Source organism: Streptomyces sp. NPDC051684 (assembly GCF_044453445.1).
Classification (GTDB): Bacteria; Actinomycetota; Actinomycetes; order Streptomycetales; family Streptomycetaceae; genus Streptomyces.
Genome location: NZ_JBITCS010000078.1, coordinates 1 through 15,398 on the forward strand (window position 1 = coordinate 1; position 15,398 = coordinate 15,398).

General features: G+C 72.3%; 14 protein-coding genes. 10 read left to right on the forward strand and 4 right to left on the reverse strand.

The window, feature by feature from the left end:
* The first annotated feature begins 137 nt into the window (after positions 1–137).
* Positions 138–275, forward strand: coding sequence for a hypothetical protein (locus ACIA8D_RS41095; protein WP_399240541.1), 138 nt, complete (start codon positions 138–140; stop codon positions 273–275).
* A gap of 26 nt (positions 276–301) precedes the next feature.
* Here ACIA8D_RS41095 and ACIA8D_RS41100 read toward each other — a convergent pair whose 3' ends face one another.
* The 3 genes from ACIA8D_RS41100 to ACIA8D_RS41110 are packed head-to-tail and all read right to left on the reverse strand — an operon-like array spanning position 302 to position 2,831.
* Complete coding sequence (locus ACIA8D_RS41100; RefSeq protein ID WP_399240543.1) at positions 302–913, reverse strand: class I SAM-dependent methyltransferase; 612 nt, start codon at positions 911–913, stop codon at positions 302–304.
* A 47-nt stretch (positions 914–960) separates the two neighbouring features.
* Positions 961–2,376 (reverse strand): MFS transporter, encoded by a 1,416-nt coding sequence (locus tag ACIA8D_RS41105; RefSeq protein WP_399240545.1) that lies wholly within the window; start codon positions 2,374–2,376, stop codon positions 961–963.
* Complete coding sequence (locus ACIA8D_RS41110) at positions 2,373–2,831, reverse strand: nucleoside hydrolase (RefSeq protein WP_399240548.1); 459 nt, start codon at positions 2,829–2,831, stop codon at positions 2,373–2,375. The genes ACIA8D_RS41105 and ACIA8D_RS41110 overlap by 4 nt, the downstream gene beginning before the upstream one ends.
* Before the next feature lie 185 nt (positions 2,832–3,016).
* Between ACIA8D_RS41110 and ACIA8D_RS41115 the strand changes: the two genes are divergently transcribed.
* Positions 3,017–3,847, forward strand: coding sequence for an alpha/beta fold hydrolase (locus tag ACIA8D_RS41115; protein ID WP_399240550.1), 831 nt, complete (start codon positions 3,017–3,019; stop codon positions 3,845–3,847).
* On the opposite strand, the gene ACIA8D_RS41120 is transcribed toward ACIA8D_RS41115, so the two are convergent.
* Entirely contained in the window at positions 3,836–4,738 is a 903-nt protein-coding gene (locus ACIA8D_RS41120) for a LysR substrate-binding domain-containing protein (protein WP_399240552.1), read from the reverse strand. The genes ACIA8D_RS41115 and ACIA8D_RS41120 overlap by 12 nt on opposite strands.
* Positions 4,739–4,887: 149 nt before the next feature.
* On the opposite strand from ACIA8D_RS41120, the gene ACIA8D_RS41125 reads away from it, so the two are divergent.
* From ACIA8D_RS41125 to ACIA8D_RS41160, 8 genes are all read left to right on the forward strand, one after another.
* Positions 4,888–6,213, forward strand: coding sequence for an MFS transporter (locus ACIA8D_RS41125; RefSeq protein ID WP_399240555.1), 1,326 nt, complete (start codon positions 4,888–4,890; stop codon positions 6,211–6,213).
* A 54-nt stretch (positions 6,214–6,267) separates the two neighbouring features.
* Complete coding sequence (locus ACIA8D_RS41130; RefSeq protein WP_399240557.1) at positions 6,268–8,415, forward strand: acetate--CoA ligase family protein; 2,148 nt, start codon at positions 6,268–6,270, stop codon at positions 8,413–8,415.
* Between the two features lie 23 nt (positions 8,416–8,438).
* Positions 8,439–9,584: an acyl-CoA dehydrogenase family protein gene (locus ACIA8D_RS41135; protein ID WP_399240559.1), complete on the forward strand. Its 1,146-nt coding sequence runs from the start codon at positions 8,439–8,441 to the stop codon at positions 9,582–9,584.
* Positions 9,581–10,351: an enoyl-CoA hydratase/isomerase family protein gene (locus tag ACIA8D_RS41140; RefSeq protein WP_399240561.1), complete on the forward strand. Its 771-nt coding sequence runs from the start codon at positions 9,581–9,583 to the stop codon at positions 10,349–10,351. Before ACIA8D_RS41135 ends, ACIA8D_RS41140 begins: the two co-directional genes overlap by 4 nt.
* 38 nt (positions 10,352–10,389) lie before the next feature.
* Positions 10,390–11,658, forward strand: coding sequence for a CoA transferase (locus ACIA8D_RS41145; RefSeq protein ID WP_399240563.1), 1,269 nt, complete (start codon positions 10,390–10,392; stop codon positions 11,656–11,658).
* Positions 11,659–11,666: 8 nt separating this feature from the next.
* Positions 11,667–12,407, forward strand: a complete 741-nt coding sequence (gene fabG, locus ACIA8D_RS41150) for a 3-oxoacyl-ACP reductase FabG (protein ID WP_399240564.1) — start codon at positions 11,667–11,669, stop codon at positions 12,405–12,407.
* 66 nt (positions 12,408–12,473) lie between these two features.
* Entirely contained in the window at positions 12,474–13,697 is a 1,224-nt protein-coding gene (locus ACIA8D_RS41155; protein ID WP_399240566.1) for an acetyl-CoA C-acetyltransferase, read from the forward strand.
* Positions 13,694–15,307, forward strand: coding sequence for an acyl-CoA dehydrogenase family protein (locus tag ACIA8D_RS41160; protein WP_399240568.1), 1,614 nt, complete (start codon positions 13,694–13,696; stop codon positions 15,305–15,307). Before ACIA8D_RS41155 ends, ACIA8D_RS41160 begins: the two co-directional genes overlap by 4 nt.
* Positions 15,308–15,398: the final 91 nt, after the last annotated feature.

Genomic DNA, 15,398 nt, shown 5'->3' on the forward strand with positions numbered 1-15,398 from the left:
CGGGGCCTGGTGCGTGCGATCGCAAGGCGGAGGAGGGAGGCGACGCGGAGCGTCGTCGACCGACGACAACGCCGCGAGCGTGCGTGCCAGGCCCCACGAGCCCGGCCTGATCCAAACGACAGGCCCTAGGCCTCGACGTGGCGGAGAAGCTGCTCGAAGGCCGCCCGATCCCGCCGATCCGCGGCGCCGCGGCGGTCGACTTCGGCTGGAGCGAACTCAACGACCGGTACGCGCGGAGGTTCGGCATCCCCAACACCGGGCTGCCGGGCGCCTGACGCGGGCGCGCCGGCCCTGCGTGGTGTCAGGCGCCGAGGCGGTGGACGCTCACCGCGTAGCCGCCGTCGTCGTACGGTGCGGCGTCCCAGGTGGCGAAGCGGTCCACGAGGGTCAGCCCGGCCGCCTCGCAGCAGGCGTCGTACTCCGCCAGCGTGATGGTGGGCGGTACGGGCAGGTGGGCGGCGTCCAGGCCGAAGCCCGCGACCAGCAGGCCGCCCGGGCGCAGGGTGGCGGCCAGACCTTCGACCACCGTGGCCTCGGTGCCGGGCGCGAGCAGCGGCATGACGTTGCCGGCGGCGACCACGAGGTCGAAGTCCGTGGCGATGCCGAGCGCGGCCGGGTCGAAAGCGGCGAGGTCGGTCCGGAACCAGGGCAGTTGCGGCGCCCGCTCCCGTGCCACGTCGAGCATCGAGGCGTCCAGGTCGATGCCCACGCAGTCGTACCCGAGCTCCGCGAGCCGGATCGCGACGCGGCCGGTACCGCATCCGGCGTCGAGCACGCGGGCCGCGGCGGGCACCAGGGCCGCACAGAACGACGCCTCGCCGTGCACATCCTTTCCGCTGCGCGCCAGCGCCTCGAAGCGGGCGGCGTACTCGCCACCGGACTTTCCACCGGTCAGCTCCTGCCAACGACTCATGAGAGCGACTATAGGTCCGCGGGCCGGCCACCAGGCAGGACGCTCGGTCACGCCCGGACCTCGCCCCCTCTCTCGCCCGCCGGAAGGCGCAGCACGCACCCCGCGAGCAGCGCGAGGAAGGTGAATCCCGCGGAGATCCACAGGGCCTGTTCGATGCCGCCGAGCGTTCCGGATCCAGCCGCCGGGGCGACGAGTGCGATGCCGACCGAGGAACCGATGCCGAAGCAGGCGGCGTTGATGCCGGGCACCGCGCCGGGTGCGTCCTTCGGGGAGACGACGACACCGAGCGCGTTGAGCGGCGTCATGGCGAGGCCGTTGTAGGCGATCCCGAGGGCGCAGGCGGCGGCGAAGAGCAGCCACCGGTTGTCCGGCAGCAGGGCCGTGCCGAGCAGGATGACCAGGCTGAGCCCGAGACCGGTGCGAAGCAGCACCAGCCAGCCCTTGCGAGGCGCGAGCCAGCCGGTCAGCGGCGCGGAGAGCAGTCCGATGGCGGCGGGCGGGGTCAGGTACAGCAGGGAGGAGAGCGTCGCGCTCATTCCGAAGCCGAACTCCCCGTCCTGGCTGAGCAGCACGAAGGTGAAGTTGATGGCGGAGAAGACGCCCATGAGGGTGAGCAGGGTCGTCGCGAGCAGCGGCCACACCTGGCGCGAGCGCAAGTGCTCGACGGCGATGAGCGGGGCCGTGCGGCGCTTCTCCGTCTGCCAGAAGACGACGAGCAGGGTGAGCGCGGCGAGCAGCAGGCCCAGCGGCAGCGGCGTCGACCAGCCGTGTGCGGAGCCCTTGCTGAGTGCGAGGTTGACGCAGACGAGCGCGGCGGACAGCGCGGCGGCGCCCCACCAGTCCATCCGCCGCCCGTCCTTGGGCGCGGCCTCGGGCAGGAAGCGCAGCAGCAGGACGATCGCAGTGAGTCCGACGACGAGGATGGCGCCGAAGATCCAGCGGAAGCCGACGGTGTCGGCGACGATGCCGCCGACCAGGCCGTCGAGCCCGCCGACGCCACCGTTGATGGCGGTGACGAGCCCGAGCGCCGGGCCGAACCTTGCGGGGCTCATGGTGTCGCGCAGCAGCATGTACGTGACGGGGAAGGTGGCGCCGGACGCGCCCTGGAGGATCCGTCCCGCGATGAGCACCGGAACGCTGGGTGCCAGGGCGGCGATCAGCGCGCCGAGACACATCGTGACCATCGCGGCCAGCAGGATGCGGCGGCGGCCCACCCGGTCACTGAGCCGGCCGAGGACGACGCCCGCGACGCCGCCGACGAGGAAGAACAGGTCCTGCGCGCCCGCCACTTGGGACGCGGAGACATCGAATTCCCTGGCGATCTCGGGCAGCGCGGGGGTGACCATGGAGGCACCGAGCTGGAACGCGATCACCGCGACGATGAGCGCGGTGAGCAGCAGAGCATGCACCTTCCCGCGGGGGCTCACGTCCTCGGCACTCGCCGCGGGAGCCGTGCGGCTCACGAGAGTGCCTCGGTCCGGGCGGTGGGCGCGGCGGTTCCTGCCGGTACGTCCAGGGACACGATCCGCTCCACGAGCCGCTCCGGGAAGGTGCCGTCGGTCTCCAGGAGGACGCGGGCATTGGCCTCGGGCGTGCGGGGGTAGCCGCGGTACATGCCCCGTGCGTCGACGACGAGTTCACCGCGCGCGGGCCCCTGCGTGGTGTCGACGGTGACGTGAAGGACGGGGGCCCGGACCGGCGTGAGGTCACCGACGGCCATGGCCGCGGCCAGCGGGTCGTGACAGGCGGAGGCGCGGAACGGGAACACGATCCGCTCGTGGAAGTCGAGGTAGACGTCGAGGGCGTCGGCCGCGAAGCGGGCGGCCGGGGTGCCGTGGGCGCGCAGCCGCTCCTGGTGTGCGGGGGTGAGGTCCTTCCCCGGAGGCTCTCGCGCTGTCCCGGGACTTGACGCAGGCATGGACCCGCTTCGTCGCCACCGGAGACGCCGGATGGGCGGCGCACCGACCCGAGCGGCGACTCACCCGCGTCATGAAGGTCGAACCGGAGACCCTGCCCTACCCCGAGCAGGCCTCACACCGCATCTGGGCAGGCCACGCCCCAGCACCCTTCGACCTTCCTTAGGCCAGAGACGGAGCAGCGCCGATGAACGCCATCCATGTGACGGTCTGGGACGAGACCACCGAGAAGGCCCCGCCCGCGGTCTTCGCGCACAACATCTTTACGTGGGGCAGCGACGAAGCGTACGGCTTCGCCGCCCAGCGAGCGCTGGCCGACCGCAACCGCCTGCTGCTGGTCGACCGCCGCGGCTACGGAAACAGCCCCGACACCGGCCGGAGCGAGTTCGACACCGACGCCGAGGACCTGGTGGAACTCCTGGCGCGGCAGGACGGTGGTGCACACCTGGTCGGTCACGGCAACGGCGGTCTGGCGGCCATGCTCGCCGCCGGCCGCCGCCCCGACCTCGTACGTTCGCTGACCCTGATCCAGCCTGCCGCGTTCTCCGCGGCCGTCGGCCACCCGGCGGTCGACGCCATGCTGCGCCGGGTGCGCGAGAGCCCCGGTGTGCCGGAGTCCGTCACACCGGAGCAGTATCTGCGTGCCTCCACGGAAGGGCTGGGCATGGCCATGCCCGCGCCCACCCCGGAGCGCCTTCGCGCCGTCGCCACCTCGATGCGCGAACGACCGGTGTGGGAGGCGGCGGTGCCCCTGGAGCCGCTGCGGGACGCCCCGTGGCCGACTCTGGTGATCGTCGGAACCTGGCGGGACGCACCTGAGCCGTACCGCACGTACGCCGGTGAACCGCTGATCGCCTGCGCCGAGGCCGTGGCGGCCGCCGTCCGGGGCCGGCTCTTGCGCGTAGCTGGCTACTACCCGCACACCCAGCAGCCCGCGGCCGTCAACGCCGCCCTGCGCGAACTGTGGCGGCAGCCGTCCGCGGCCGGGCCGGAGCCGCTCCCCGTGTCACCGCGCTGAACCCGCGCAGTCCTCCTCGATCTCGTCCAGCAGATCGATCAACGCATGCAACGCCGGATTCGGATCCCCCGCCCGCCACGCCAGAGCCAGCGGCAGCGGCGGGATGTCGCGGGCCGGGATGAGGACGACGCCGGGGACCTTGAGGTGACCGGCGGAGGACGGGACGAAGCCGATGCCCACACCCGCGCCGACCAGCGTCAGGATCGTGTGCGTGTCGGGTGCCTCCTGGACGATGCGCGGGCTCGACCCGTGCGCCAGATAGGCGGTGTGGATCAGCGCCACGATGCCCGCGCCGCGATTGGTGGGGTGGCTGACGACGGGCTCCTCCTGGACGTCGGCCATGCCGATCTCCGCGCGTGCGGCGAGCCGGTGACCCGCAGGGAGGGCCACCACGATGGGGTGCCGGGTCAGTTCGCGGGCCTGGATGCCGGTGCCCGCGACCGGCAGTCGCATCAGCCCCGCGTCGATCTCGTCGTCGGTGAGCCGGGTCACCAACTCGCCGCCGTACACCGGGCCGTGGATCTCCAGGCGGACGCGCGGCCGGTGTTCGCGGAACTTGCGGGTCATCAGGATCAGCACCTCGTGCGAGGTCGGCCCGCTGAACCCGAGCCGGACCACCCCGGTCTGTCCGCTAGCTGCCCGGCGGGCGGCCAACGGCGCCTCCTGCGCGGCCCGCAGCGCCCGTCGCGCCTCCGTCAGGAACGCCTCCCCCGCCGCCGTGAGCGCCACCTGCCGCGTCGTGCGGCGCAGCAGCGCGACGCCGACCTCGTGCTCGAGGCGCTTGATCTGCTGGGACAGCGGCGGCTGAGACATCTGCAAGCGCTCCGCCGCGCGCCGGAAGTTGAGCTCCTCCGCGACCGTCACGAACGACCGCAGGTGCCGCAGCTCCACGTGAACTCCCGTTCCGTCGCAGGTCATCGGCGATTGTGTCGCGCCGCCGAATCAAACGTACGGAAGTTTGGTGTTAGACGAAACCAGTCGGCAGTCATAGCTTCCCTGTGAGCGCGATCACGTTGCTTCGACCGGAAGGACGGGACGAGATGCCGAGCACACGGCTTCCCGCAGAGGAGAAGATGGCCCGCAGGGCGGGCTGGGCCTCCTACCTTGGCTCGACGATCGAGTGGTACGACTTCTACGTCTACGGCACCGCCTCGGCCCTGGTGTTCGCCCCGCTGTTCTTCGCCGACGTACCGCCGGCGGTCGGCGTGCTGCTCTCCTTCGTCACCTTCTGGGTCGGCTTCCTGGCCCGCCCGCTCGGTGCCATCCTCTTCGGCCACCTCGGCGACCGCCTGGGCCGCAAGAAGGCACTGGTGGCGACGCTGCTGCTGATGGGTGTCAGCACGGTCGGCATCGGGTGTCTGCCGACGTACGGGCAGATCGGTGTGGCCGCGCCGGTCCTGTTGACCCTGTTCCGTACCGTGCAGGGCATTGCCCTCGGCGGTGAGTGGGGCGGCTCGGTCCTGATCACCACCGAACACGCCAAGAAGGAACGCGGGTTCCTGTTCGCGGCCTTCGCCCAGCAGGGCTCGCCCACCGGCCGCATCCTGGCGACGCTGTCCTTCCTCGCCGTCGGGCGGCTCTCCGACGAGGCACTGCTCGCGTGGGCCTGGCGGATCCCGTTCCTGGCCTCCGCCCTGCTGGTGATCATCGGCCTGGTGATCCGGCTCAGCCTGGAGGAGTCCCCGGCGATGGTGTCGCTGCGGGCCGCCGACCAGACCGTGAAGGTGCCGGTCGTCACCCTGTTCCGGGAGCACTCCAAGCTGCTGCTGCTCGGTGTCGGCGCCGCGTTCACCGTCTTCGCGATCGTCTACGCCCGTGACACCTTCGCCCTGTCCTGGGCCACCGGCGAAGTGGGCATGGACCGGCAGGACTTCCTCACCGTCATCCTGGTCGCCAGCATCGTGCAGTTCTTCGTGCAGCCGCTCGGCGCCGTGCTGGCCACCCGCTGGGGCGTGCGCAAGGCCGTCACCGTCATCCTGGCCTGCCAGATCCCCACGATCCCGGTCATGTTCGCCCTGATCGGCACCGGCAGTTTCCCGCTCGCCGTGACCGGCGCGGTCCTCGCCACCATCCCGGACGTCATGTACTACGCGATCGTCGCGGGCATGTTCGCCCAGGCCTTCCCCGCCAAGGTCCGCTACACCGGCATCTCCACGGCGTACGGGCTCGCGGGCGTGCTCGGCGGCCTGGCACCGGTCATCCTCCAGTCGCTGCTCTCGGCCTCCGGGACGATCGTGCTCCCGGTCCTCTTCGTGGTCGTCCTCGGTGTCGTCTCACTCGTCGCGGCCCGCGCCTTCCTCACCCTGTCGGCCAGGACCGCCGACCAGGAGCAGCAGACCGAGGCCGCGCCCGCAGCCGTCAACTGACCTCCACCTACTCGCACTTCGCGTCACAGACCTGAGCAGTCCCGAGGAGAAACCGTGCAGGAGCACGCAGTCACCCCCCGCACCGACGACGCCCTGAATTCGCTCCTCCACCCCCGCTCCATCGCGATCCTCGGCGCCTCCGACACCCCGACCAAGCTGTCGGGGCGGCCCGTCGACCACCTCAAGCGGTTCGGGTTCACCGGGCGCATACTTCCCGTCAACGCCAAGCGCGATCAGGTGCAGGGCCTGCCCGCCTATCGAGGCCTGGACGACATCGACGGGGACATCGACCTCGCCATGATCATGCTGTCGGCCGAGCAGTCCGCCGACGCCGTCCGCGCCTGCGGCCGGCGCGGCATCCCCGCCGCCATCCTGGGCGCCTCCGGCTTCGCCGAGGTCGGCGGCCGGGGCGTGGAGCTGCAAGAAGACCTGAAGGCCGCGATAGCCGAGAGCGGCGTGCGGGTCCTCGGCCCCAACTGCCTCGGCATGATCGCCTCCCGCGAGCGGGCGCTGCCCACCTTCACCTCCGCACTCGACGAGGACGCCGACCTGGTCGAGGGCCCGATCGCCTTCCTCAGCCAGAGCGGCGCGTTCGGTGGCTTCGTGTTCAACGCGGCCCAGAACCTCGGCATCGGGATCTCCCACTACCTCAACACCGGCAACGAGGTGGACCTTTCGGTCGCCGAGCTGGTCGAAGGACTGGTACGCAGCGACGATGCGGAGGTGATCCTCGCCTATCTCGAAGGTGTCACCGGCGGCCGCCGCCTCCTGGAGGCCGCCCGGGAGGCGCACGAGCGGGACAAGCCGATCATCGCCGTCAAGGTCGGCCGTTCCGAGGCGGGCGCCCGCGCCGCCCAGTCCCACACGGCCTCGCTCGCCGGTGAGGACGCGGTCTTCGATGGTGCTGTCCGCCAGTACGGCATCCTGCGCGTGGACGGTCCCGAGTCCATGCTGGAGGCCGCCCAGATCTTCTCCACCGGCCGCCGCGCCGCGGGGCGCAGGCTCACCTCGCTGTCCGTCTCCGGCGGCGCCGGCGCCCTGATGGCCGACGCGGCTGCGGGTCACGGCATCGAGGTCCGCGCCTGGGACGAGGAGTGGCAGCGCACCATGGCCGCCGCGATCCCGGTCTACGGGTCGCCGCGCAACCCCGTCGACCTCACCGGCACCCTCGTGGCCGAACCCGACATCCTGCGCCGCTCGTTGAAGGTCGCCGTCGAGCATCCGGGCACCGACATGATCGCCGTGCTCCTGGGCTGCGCGGACAACTGCGCGGACACGCTCATCGCGGCGCTCGACGAGGCGTACCGCTCGACCGAGCGGCCCTTCGTCGTCGTGTGGACGGGTGGCAGCGGCCGTCCCCGCGCCCGGCTGCGCGAGCTCGGCATCCCCTGCTACACCGATCCCGCCCAGGCCGCCCGCGCCCTCGGCCTGCTCGCCGACTTCAGCCTGCGGCCCGCGCTGCCCGCCCCCGTGCAGCCCGCCGACGTCGACACGGAGGCCGCCCGCGCCGTGCTGACCCGCGCCCGCGCCGAGGGCCGCACGCAGCTCGACGAGTACGAGTCGACGCGGTTGATCGCCGCGTACGGGGTGCGCGTCGCGGCCTCACGACCGGCCGCGAACCCGGATCAAGCGGCGGACGTGGCAGCGGAGTTGGGCGGTCCCGTCGCCGTGAAGCTGCTGTCCGAGCGGATCGGGCACAAGAGCGACATCGGCGGCGTCCGGCTCGGTCTCAACGGCGCGGACGCGGTACGCGAGGCCGCCGCCGACGTGCTGCGCATCGCCCGTGAGGCGGGTGTGGACGATGCCCGGGTCCTCGTCCAGCGGATGGCCGACGGCGGTGGCACCGAGCTGATCGTCGGCGTCAAGAACGACCCGGTGTTCGGTCCGGTCGTGGTCACCGGGCTCGGCGGCATCCTCGTCGAGGCGCTGGCCGACAGCCGGGTCGCCGTGGCCCCCGTCGACCCGGCGGGCGCCCGCCGCATGCTGCTGTCGCTGCGCGGCAGCCGCCTGTTCGGCGAGGTGCGCGGCAAGCCCGCGCGGGACGTCGAGGCCGCCGCCGACACGATCGCCCGCCTGTCCTGGCTGGCCGCCGACCTCGCGGACGAGCTCGCGGAGCTGGACGTCAACCCGCTGCTCCTGGGCGCGGCGGGCGAGGGCGCCTTGGCCGTGGATGCACTGGCCCACCTCACCCCTCTCAACTGACTTACCTGTAAAGGAGATTCACGATGGAAGCCGAGGAGTTCGAGGCCGTCGTCGCCGCCGTCCACACCCTCGTGCGGGAGGACGTGGTCCCGCGCGAGGACGAGATCGAGGAGACGGACGCCATCCCGGAGGACGTCCGCCGCAAGGCCGTCGAGATGGGCCTGTTCGGGTACACGCTGCCGGAGGCGTTCGGCGGGCTCGGGGCGAGCCTGTCCGAAGACGTCCGGCTCGCCTTCGAGTTCGGGTACACGACGCCCGCCTTCCGCTCGATGTTCGGCACCAACAACGGCATCGCCGGCAAGGTCCTGGACAACGCGGGCACCGAGGAGCAGAAGAAGCACTGGCTGCCCCGGCTCGCCGAGGGAGCCGTCGCATCGTTCGCGCTGACCGAGGCGGAGGCGGGCTCGGACCCGTCGGGCCTGACCACGCGCGCCGTCCGGGTGGGCGACGGATACGCCATCAACGGCAGCAAGCGGTTCATCACCAACGCCCCGCTCGCGGACCTGTTCGTGGTGTTCGCCCGCACCGGCGAGGAGGCGTCGGGGACGAAGGGCATCTCCGTGTTCCTCGTCGAGGCGGGTCTGCCGGGTGTCACCGTCGGCCCGAAGGACGCCAAGACCGGGCAGGCGGGCGCGTGGACGGCCGAGGTGTTCCTCGACGATGTACGGGTCGACAAGGGCGCGCTCGTCGGTGGCGAGGAGGGCGCGGGGTTCGGCACGGCCATGCAGTCCCTCGTACGTGGGCGGGTGCACATCGCGGCGCTGTGCGTCGGGATGGCCGAGCGGATCCTGGAGGAGTCCGTCGCGCACGCGGCGACCAGCAAGCAGGGCGGCCGCCCCATCGGCGAGTTCCAGCTCGTGCAGGGCATGCTCGCCGAGATCCAGACGGGTGTGCTCGCGGGCCGGGCGATGGTCCTGGACGCCGCCGAGCAGTACGACTCCGGCAAGGACCGCAGGATCCGCCCGTCGGCCGCGAAGCTGTTCTGCTCCGAGATGGTCTCCAAGGCCGCCGACCTGGCCGTGCAGATCCACGGCGGCATGGGCTACATGCGCGGCACCGCCGTCGAGCGCTGCTTCCGCGACGCCCGGCTGTTCCGCATCTACGAGGGCACCAGCGAGATCCAGAAGGTCATCATCGCCAAGCAGCTCCTCCGGCAGGCCCGGTCATGATCGAATCCGCCGTGGACGTGCGCTGCGAGGGACCGGTGCACATCCTCACCCTGAACCGGCCCGCCCGCCGCAACGCGCTCGACCTCGCCGACCGTCGCGAACTGCTCGTCGCGCTAAGGGAGTCCGAGCAGGACCCCGAGTGCCGGGCGATCGTGCTGACCGGCGCGGGAGAGGTGTTCTGCGCGGGCGGTGACATCCGCTCGATGTCGCAGGACCCGGACGTCGCCCGCGAGCGCCTCGCCGTCGTCGGCGACGTGGCCCGCGCCCTGGTGTGCTCGGCGAAGCCGGTGGTCGCCGCCGTGCGCGGAGGCGCGTACGGCCTGGGCCTCGGGCTCGCCGCCGCCTGCGACTACGTGGTGGCCGCCGAGGACGCCCGGTTCGCGGCCTCGTTCGCCAAGATCGGGCTCACCGCCGACGCCGGACTGAGCTGGAGCCTCGCCCGGCGCGTCGGCCATGCCCGCGCCAAGGAGGTCATCCTCTTCGCCGAGGACATGGATGCCACGGAGGCTCAGCGGGTCGGCCTGGTCAGCGAGATCGTCGCGGGCGAGAAGGTGGCCGTGCGGGCGCGGGAGCGGGCCGAGCGGCTCGCCGCCGCCTCCCCCGCCATGGTCGCCGCCACGAAGCGGATCTTCGCCCAGGAGGCGCAGGATCTCGACGCGGTCCTCGACGCGGAGGCCGACGCGCAGGTGGAACTGCTCGGCGGCGAGGGCTTCGCGGAGGGCCGGGCGGCATTTCTGGAACGCCGCCGCCCGGTCTTCCCGGCGTGAGCCCCGCCCCGTACGCGTACGAAGTGAGAGGAGAACGCATGCCTCACCCCACGGCGTCCCGCTCCCGCCCCCTTGAGGGCATGCGGATCGTCGAGCTCTCCAGCTATGTGGCCAGCCCGCTCGGCGGGATGACACTGGCGCAGCTGGGCGCCGACGTCATCCGCGTCGAGCCGCTGAACGGTGCGCCGGACCGCACCCGGCACCCGCTCGCCGACAGCGGGACGAGCCTGTACTGGTCCGGCCTGAACAAGGGCAAGCGGGCCGTCGAGGTCGACATGCGCGGCGAGGAGGGCCGCGAGCTGGTCGCGGCCCTGGCCACCGGGGGCGGTCCGGGCGGCGGCATCGTGCTCGCGAACTCCGAGCGCTACCAGGACCTTTCGTACGAGGCGCTGTCCGCGCGCCGCCCCGACCTGGTCCATGTGCTGCTCACCGGTCGCCGGGACGGGTCCGCCGCCGTGGACTACACGGTTCAGGCCGCCACGGGCTTTCCCCAGCTCACCGGGCCGGAGGGCACCCCGGATCCGGTGAACCACCTGATGCCCGCCTGGGACGTGGCCGCGGGGCTCTACCTCGCCGTCGGTCTGCTCGCCGCCGAACGCCACCGGCTGCGCACAGGAGAGGGCCAGCAGGTCCGCGTCGCGCTGGAGGACGTGGCCCTGGCGACCGCCGGAAACCTCGGGTACCTCGCCGAGGCCCAGCTCGGCGCCCCTGCGCGCGAGCGCTCCGGCAACTACGTCTACGGCACCTTCGGCCGCGACTTCGCCACCGCCGACGGCGGCCGCCTCATGGTCGTCGCCCTCACCGACCGGCACTGGCGTGGTCTGTTGTCCGTCACCGACCTCACCGACGCGGTGGACGCCGTCGGCCGGGCGCTCGGCGCCGACCTCTCCGACGAGTTCGAGCGGTACACCCACCGCAAGGTCCTCGGCGAACTGCTCGCCGGCTGGTTCGCGGCGCACACTCTCGCCGAGGCCCAGGAGGCACTCGCCCGCACCCGCGTGCTGTGGTCCACGTACCGCGGCTTCGCCGACCTGGCCGCCGACGACTCCCGACTGCTGCGCGAGAATCCGCTGATGGCACGCGTCGGCCAGGACGGCGTCCCCGCGCACTGGGCGCCCGGATCCCCCGTCGTCATGGCCGACACCCAGTCCCCTCCGGAGCCCTCGCCGCGGGTCGGCCAGCACACCGACGACGTCCTGCGCACGGAACTCGGGCTCGGGGAGGCCGAGTTGGAGAAGCTCGGCGCGGCGGGCGTCATCCGTCCACGCCGGGCCGCGCACCCGTTCACCACGACCACAGGAAGCTGAGGACACTCATGGCACTACTGGCCGGCAAGACAGCAGTCGTCACGGGCGGCGCCCAGGGCATCGGGCTCGCCATCGCCAAGGCGTACGTCCGCGAGGGCGCGCGGGTCGTGCTCGGCGACCTCAACCTGGACACCGCCGAGGCCGCGGCGAAGGAACTCGGCGGGCCGTCCGTCGCACACGCCGTACCTTGCGACATGACCGACGCCGACCAGGTCGACTCCCTGGTCCGGGCCACGCTCGACACCTTCGGCTCCCTCGACGTCATGGTCAACAACGCCGGCATCACCCGCGATGCCACCATGCGCACCATGACCGAGGAGCAGTTCGACCAGGTCATCGACGTGCATCTGAAGGGGACGTGGAACGGCACCCGTAAGGCCGCCGCCGTGATGCGCGAGCAGAAGAGTGGCGCGATCGTCAACGTGTCCTCGCTCTCCGGCAAGGTCGGCATGGTCGGGCAGACCAACTACTCCGCCGCCAAGGCCGGCATCGTCGGCCTGTCGAAGGCCGCTGCGAAGGAGATGGCCCACCATGGTGTGCGCGTCAACGCGATCCAGCCGGGCCTGATCCGCAGCGCCATGACCGAGGCGATGCCGCAGAAGGCCTGGGACCAGAAGATGGCCGAGATCCCGATGCGGCGCGCGGGCGAGGTCGAGGAGGTCGCCTCCGTCGCGCTGTTCCTGGCCTCGGACCTGTCCTCGTACATGACCGGAACCGTCCTTGAGGTAACGGGCGGGCGGTTCATGTGAGTTGACCCGGGCGCGATCGGCCGCCGCCCTCTTCGTACACCCGCACCCCGTCCTCAGGAGCACCCCATGCGTGAAGCCGTCGTCTGCGAACCCGTCCGCACCCCCATCGGCCGCTACGGCGGCATGTTCACGTCGCTGACCGCCGTCGACCTCGGCGTCGCCGCCCTCAAGGGCCTCATCGAGCGCACCGGGCTCAATCCCGAGGCCATCGAGGACGTCATCCTCGGCCACTGCAACGGCAACAGCGAGGCGCCCGCCATCGGCCGCGTCGTCGCCCTGGACGCCGGCCTGCCCGTCACCGTGCCCGGCCTCCACCTCGACCGCCGCTGCGGCTCCGGCCTCCAGGCCGTGCTGTACGCCGCCCAGCAGGTGCAGACGGGCGCGCACGAGGTCGTCGTGGCGGGCGGCACGGAGTCCATGAGCAACGCGGCGTTCTACTCGACCGACATGCGCTGGGGCGCGAAGGGCGCGGCCATCCAGTTGCACGACGGTCTCGCGCGCGCCCGTTCGACCGCGGGTGGCCGCAACTACCCTGTTCCGGGCGGCATGTTGGAGACGGCCGAGAACCTGCGCCGCGAGTACGCCATCGGCCGCGAGGAGCAGGACCGCCTCGCTCTCGCCTCCCACCAGCGTGCCGTGCAAGCACAGCGGGACGGCACCCTCGCCGAGGAGATCGTGCCCGTGACGGTCCCCGGGCGTCGCCCCGGCGACGAGGGCACGGTCATCGACACCGACGAACACCCGCGCGCCGACACGTCGTTGGAGTCCCTCGGCCGCCTCAAGCCGATCCTGCGCCGCTCCGACCCGGAGGCCACGGTCACCGCGGGCAACGCCAGCGGGCAGAACGACGCGGCGGCGATGTGCGTGGTCACCACGCCCGAGCGCGCCGAACGGCTGGGGCTGCGTCCGCTCGTCCGTCTGGTGTCGTGGGGTGTGGCGGGTGTGCCGCCGAAGACGATGGGCATCGGGCCCGTCCCGGCCAGTGCGGTCGCCCTCGACCGGGCGGGGCTCTCGCTGGAGGACATCGATCTGATCGAGCTGAACGAGGCGTTCGCCGCGCAGGCGCTCGCCGTGATGCGCGAGTGGGAGTTCGGCGAGAAGGACCTGGAGCGCACCAACGTGCACGGCTCCGGTATCTCGCTGGGTCACCCGGTGGGCGCCACGGGTGTGCGGATGCTCGCCACGCTGTCGCGCGAACTGCACCGGCGCGAGGCCCGGTACGGCCTGGAGACCATGTGCATCGGCGGCGGTCAGGGCCTGGCCGCGGTCTTCGAGCGGGTGACGTCGTGACCACTGCACTGGTGCGGGCGACCGAGCTGGTCGAGGCGCTGGAGGAGGTGGTGGCCATGGCCTCCGCCCGCCTCGCCACGGCGCCCGCGACGGACGACGACCAGACCGTCCCGTACGACATCGCCTCGGTGTCTTCCGCGGTCGCCGCCGCCCGCCACCTCCTCGACCTGGGGCCGCACAGCGAGGCCGAGGCGGACCTGGCGCTGCTGTTCGCCTCCGACACGGCCGCCGATCTCGCGGGGCGCATGGTCGGCCGCGAGGCGCTGTGGGGCACGGACGACGGGCCGAAGGCGCTCGACGCGGTCGCCGGGCACATCGCGGCCGGGCGGGCGCCCGCGTTCCTCGACGCCGTTGCCGAACGCGTCGTCGCCGCGGGCGGGGAGGCGGCCCCGCGCCACCTCTCCGAGGAGCTTCAGCTGGTGCGCGCCACGTTCCGGGACTTCGCCGAGGCGAAGATCAAGCCGGTCGCCGACCGCATCCACGCGGGCGACGAGGACATCCCGGGCGACATCGTCGACGGCCTCTCCGAGATGGGCTGTTTCGGCCTGTCGATCCCCTCCGCGTACGGCGGCTTCGCCGAGGGCGGCGCGGACGAGCTGCTCAGCATGGTCGTGGTGACGGAGGAGCTGTCGCGGGCCTCGCTCGGCGCGGCGGGCTCGCTGATCACCCGCCCCGAGATCATCGGTACGGCCATCGCGCGCGGCGGCACCGAGGAGCAGCGGCGGCGCTGGCTGCCGCGCATCGCGACCGGCGAGAAGCTGTGCGCCGTCGCCGTCACCGAGCCCAACCACGGCTCGGACGTCGGCGGCATCACGACGACCGCCGTCCGTGACGGCGACGACTGGGTCCTGAACGGCGTCAAGACCTGGTGCACGTTCGCCGGGCGCGCCAACTACCTTCTGGTGCTGGCCCGTTCGCACCCGGACCGCGCGGCGGGCCACCGCGGCCTGTCCCTGTTCGTCGTCGAGAAGCCGTCGTTCCCCGGCCACGAGTGGGAGGTCGTCCAGGACGGCGGTGGCACGGCGTCCGGCCGCGCGATCCGTACGCTCGGCTATCGCGGCATGCACTCGTACGAGGTCACCTTCGACGGCTTCCAGGTCCCGGCGGACAGCGTCATCGGCCTCGACGAGGGCCAGGGCCGCGGCTTCTACCTCCAGATGCAGGCCTTCGCCAACGCCCGCCTCCAGACCGCGGCCCGCGCGGTCGGTGTCATGCAGTCGGCCCTCGAACTCGCTCTTGAGCACGCGCGGCAGCGCCCCGTCTTCGGCCACTCGCTCACCTCCTTCCAGCTCACCCGGGCCAAGCTGGCCCGGATGGCCGCCCACATCGCCGCGTGCCGCGCCTTCACCGCGACGGCGGCGCGGGCCATCACGGCGGGCGAAGGCGTCCTGCCCGCCGCACAGGTCAAACAACTGGCCTGCCGGGCGGCCGAGTGGGTCACCCGCGAGGCCCAGCAACTGCACGGCGGGTACGGCTACGCCGAGGAGTACGCGGTGTCCCGCCTCTTCGTCGACGCCCGCGTCCTGTCGATCTTCGAGGGGGCGGACGAGGTGCTGGCGCTGCGGGTGATCGCGCGGCAGCTGGCGAAGGGCGCACCCCGAACCCCCTAGGGCTTGTCGTTTGGATCAGGCCGGATCAGGGAGCGGGTCCTGGTGCGTGCGATCGCAAGGCGGAGGAGGGAGGCGACGCGGAGCGTCGTCG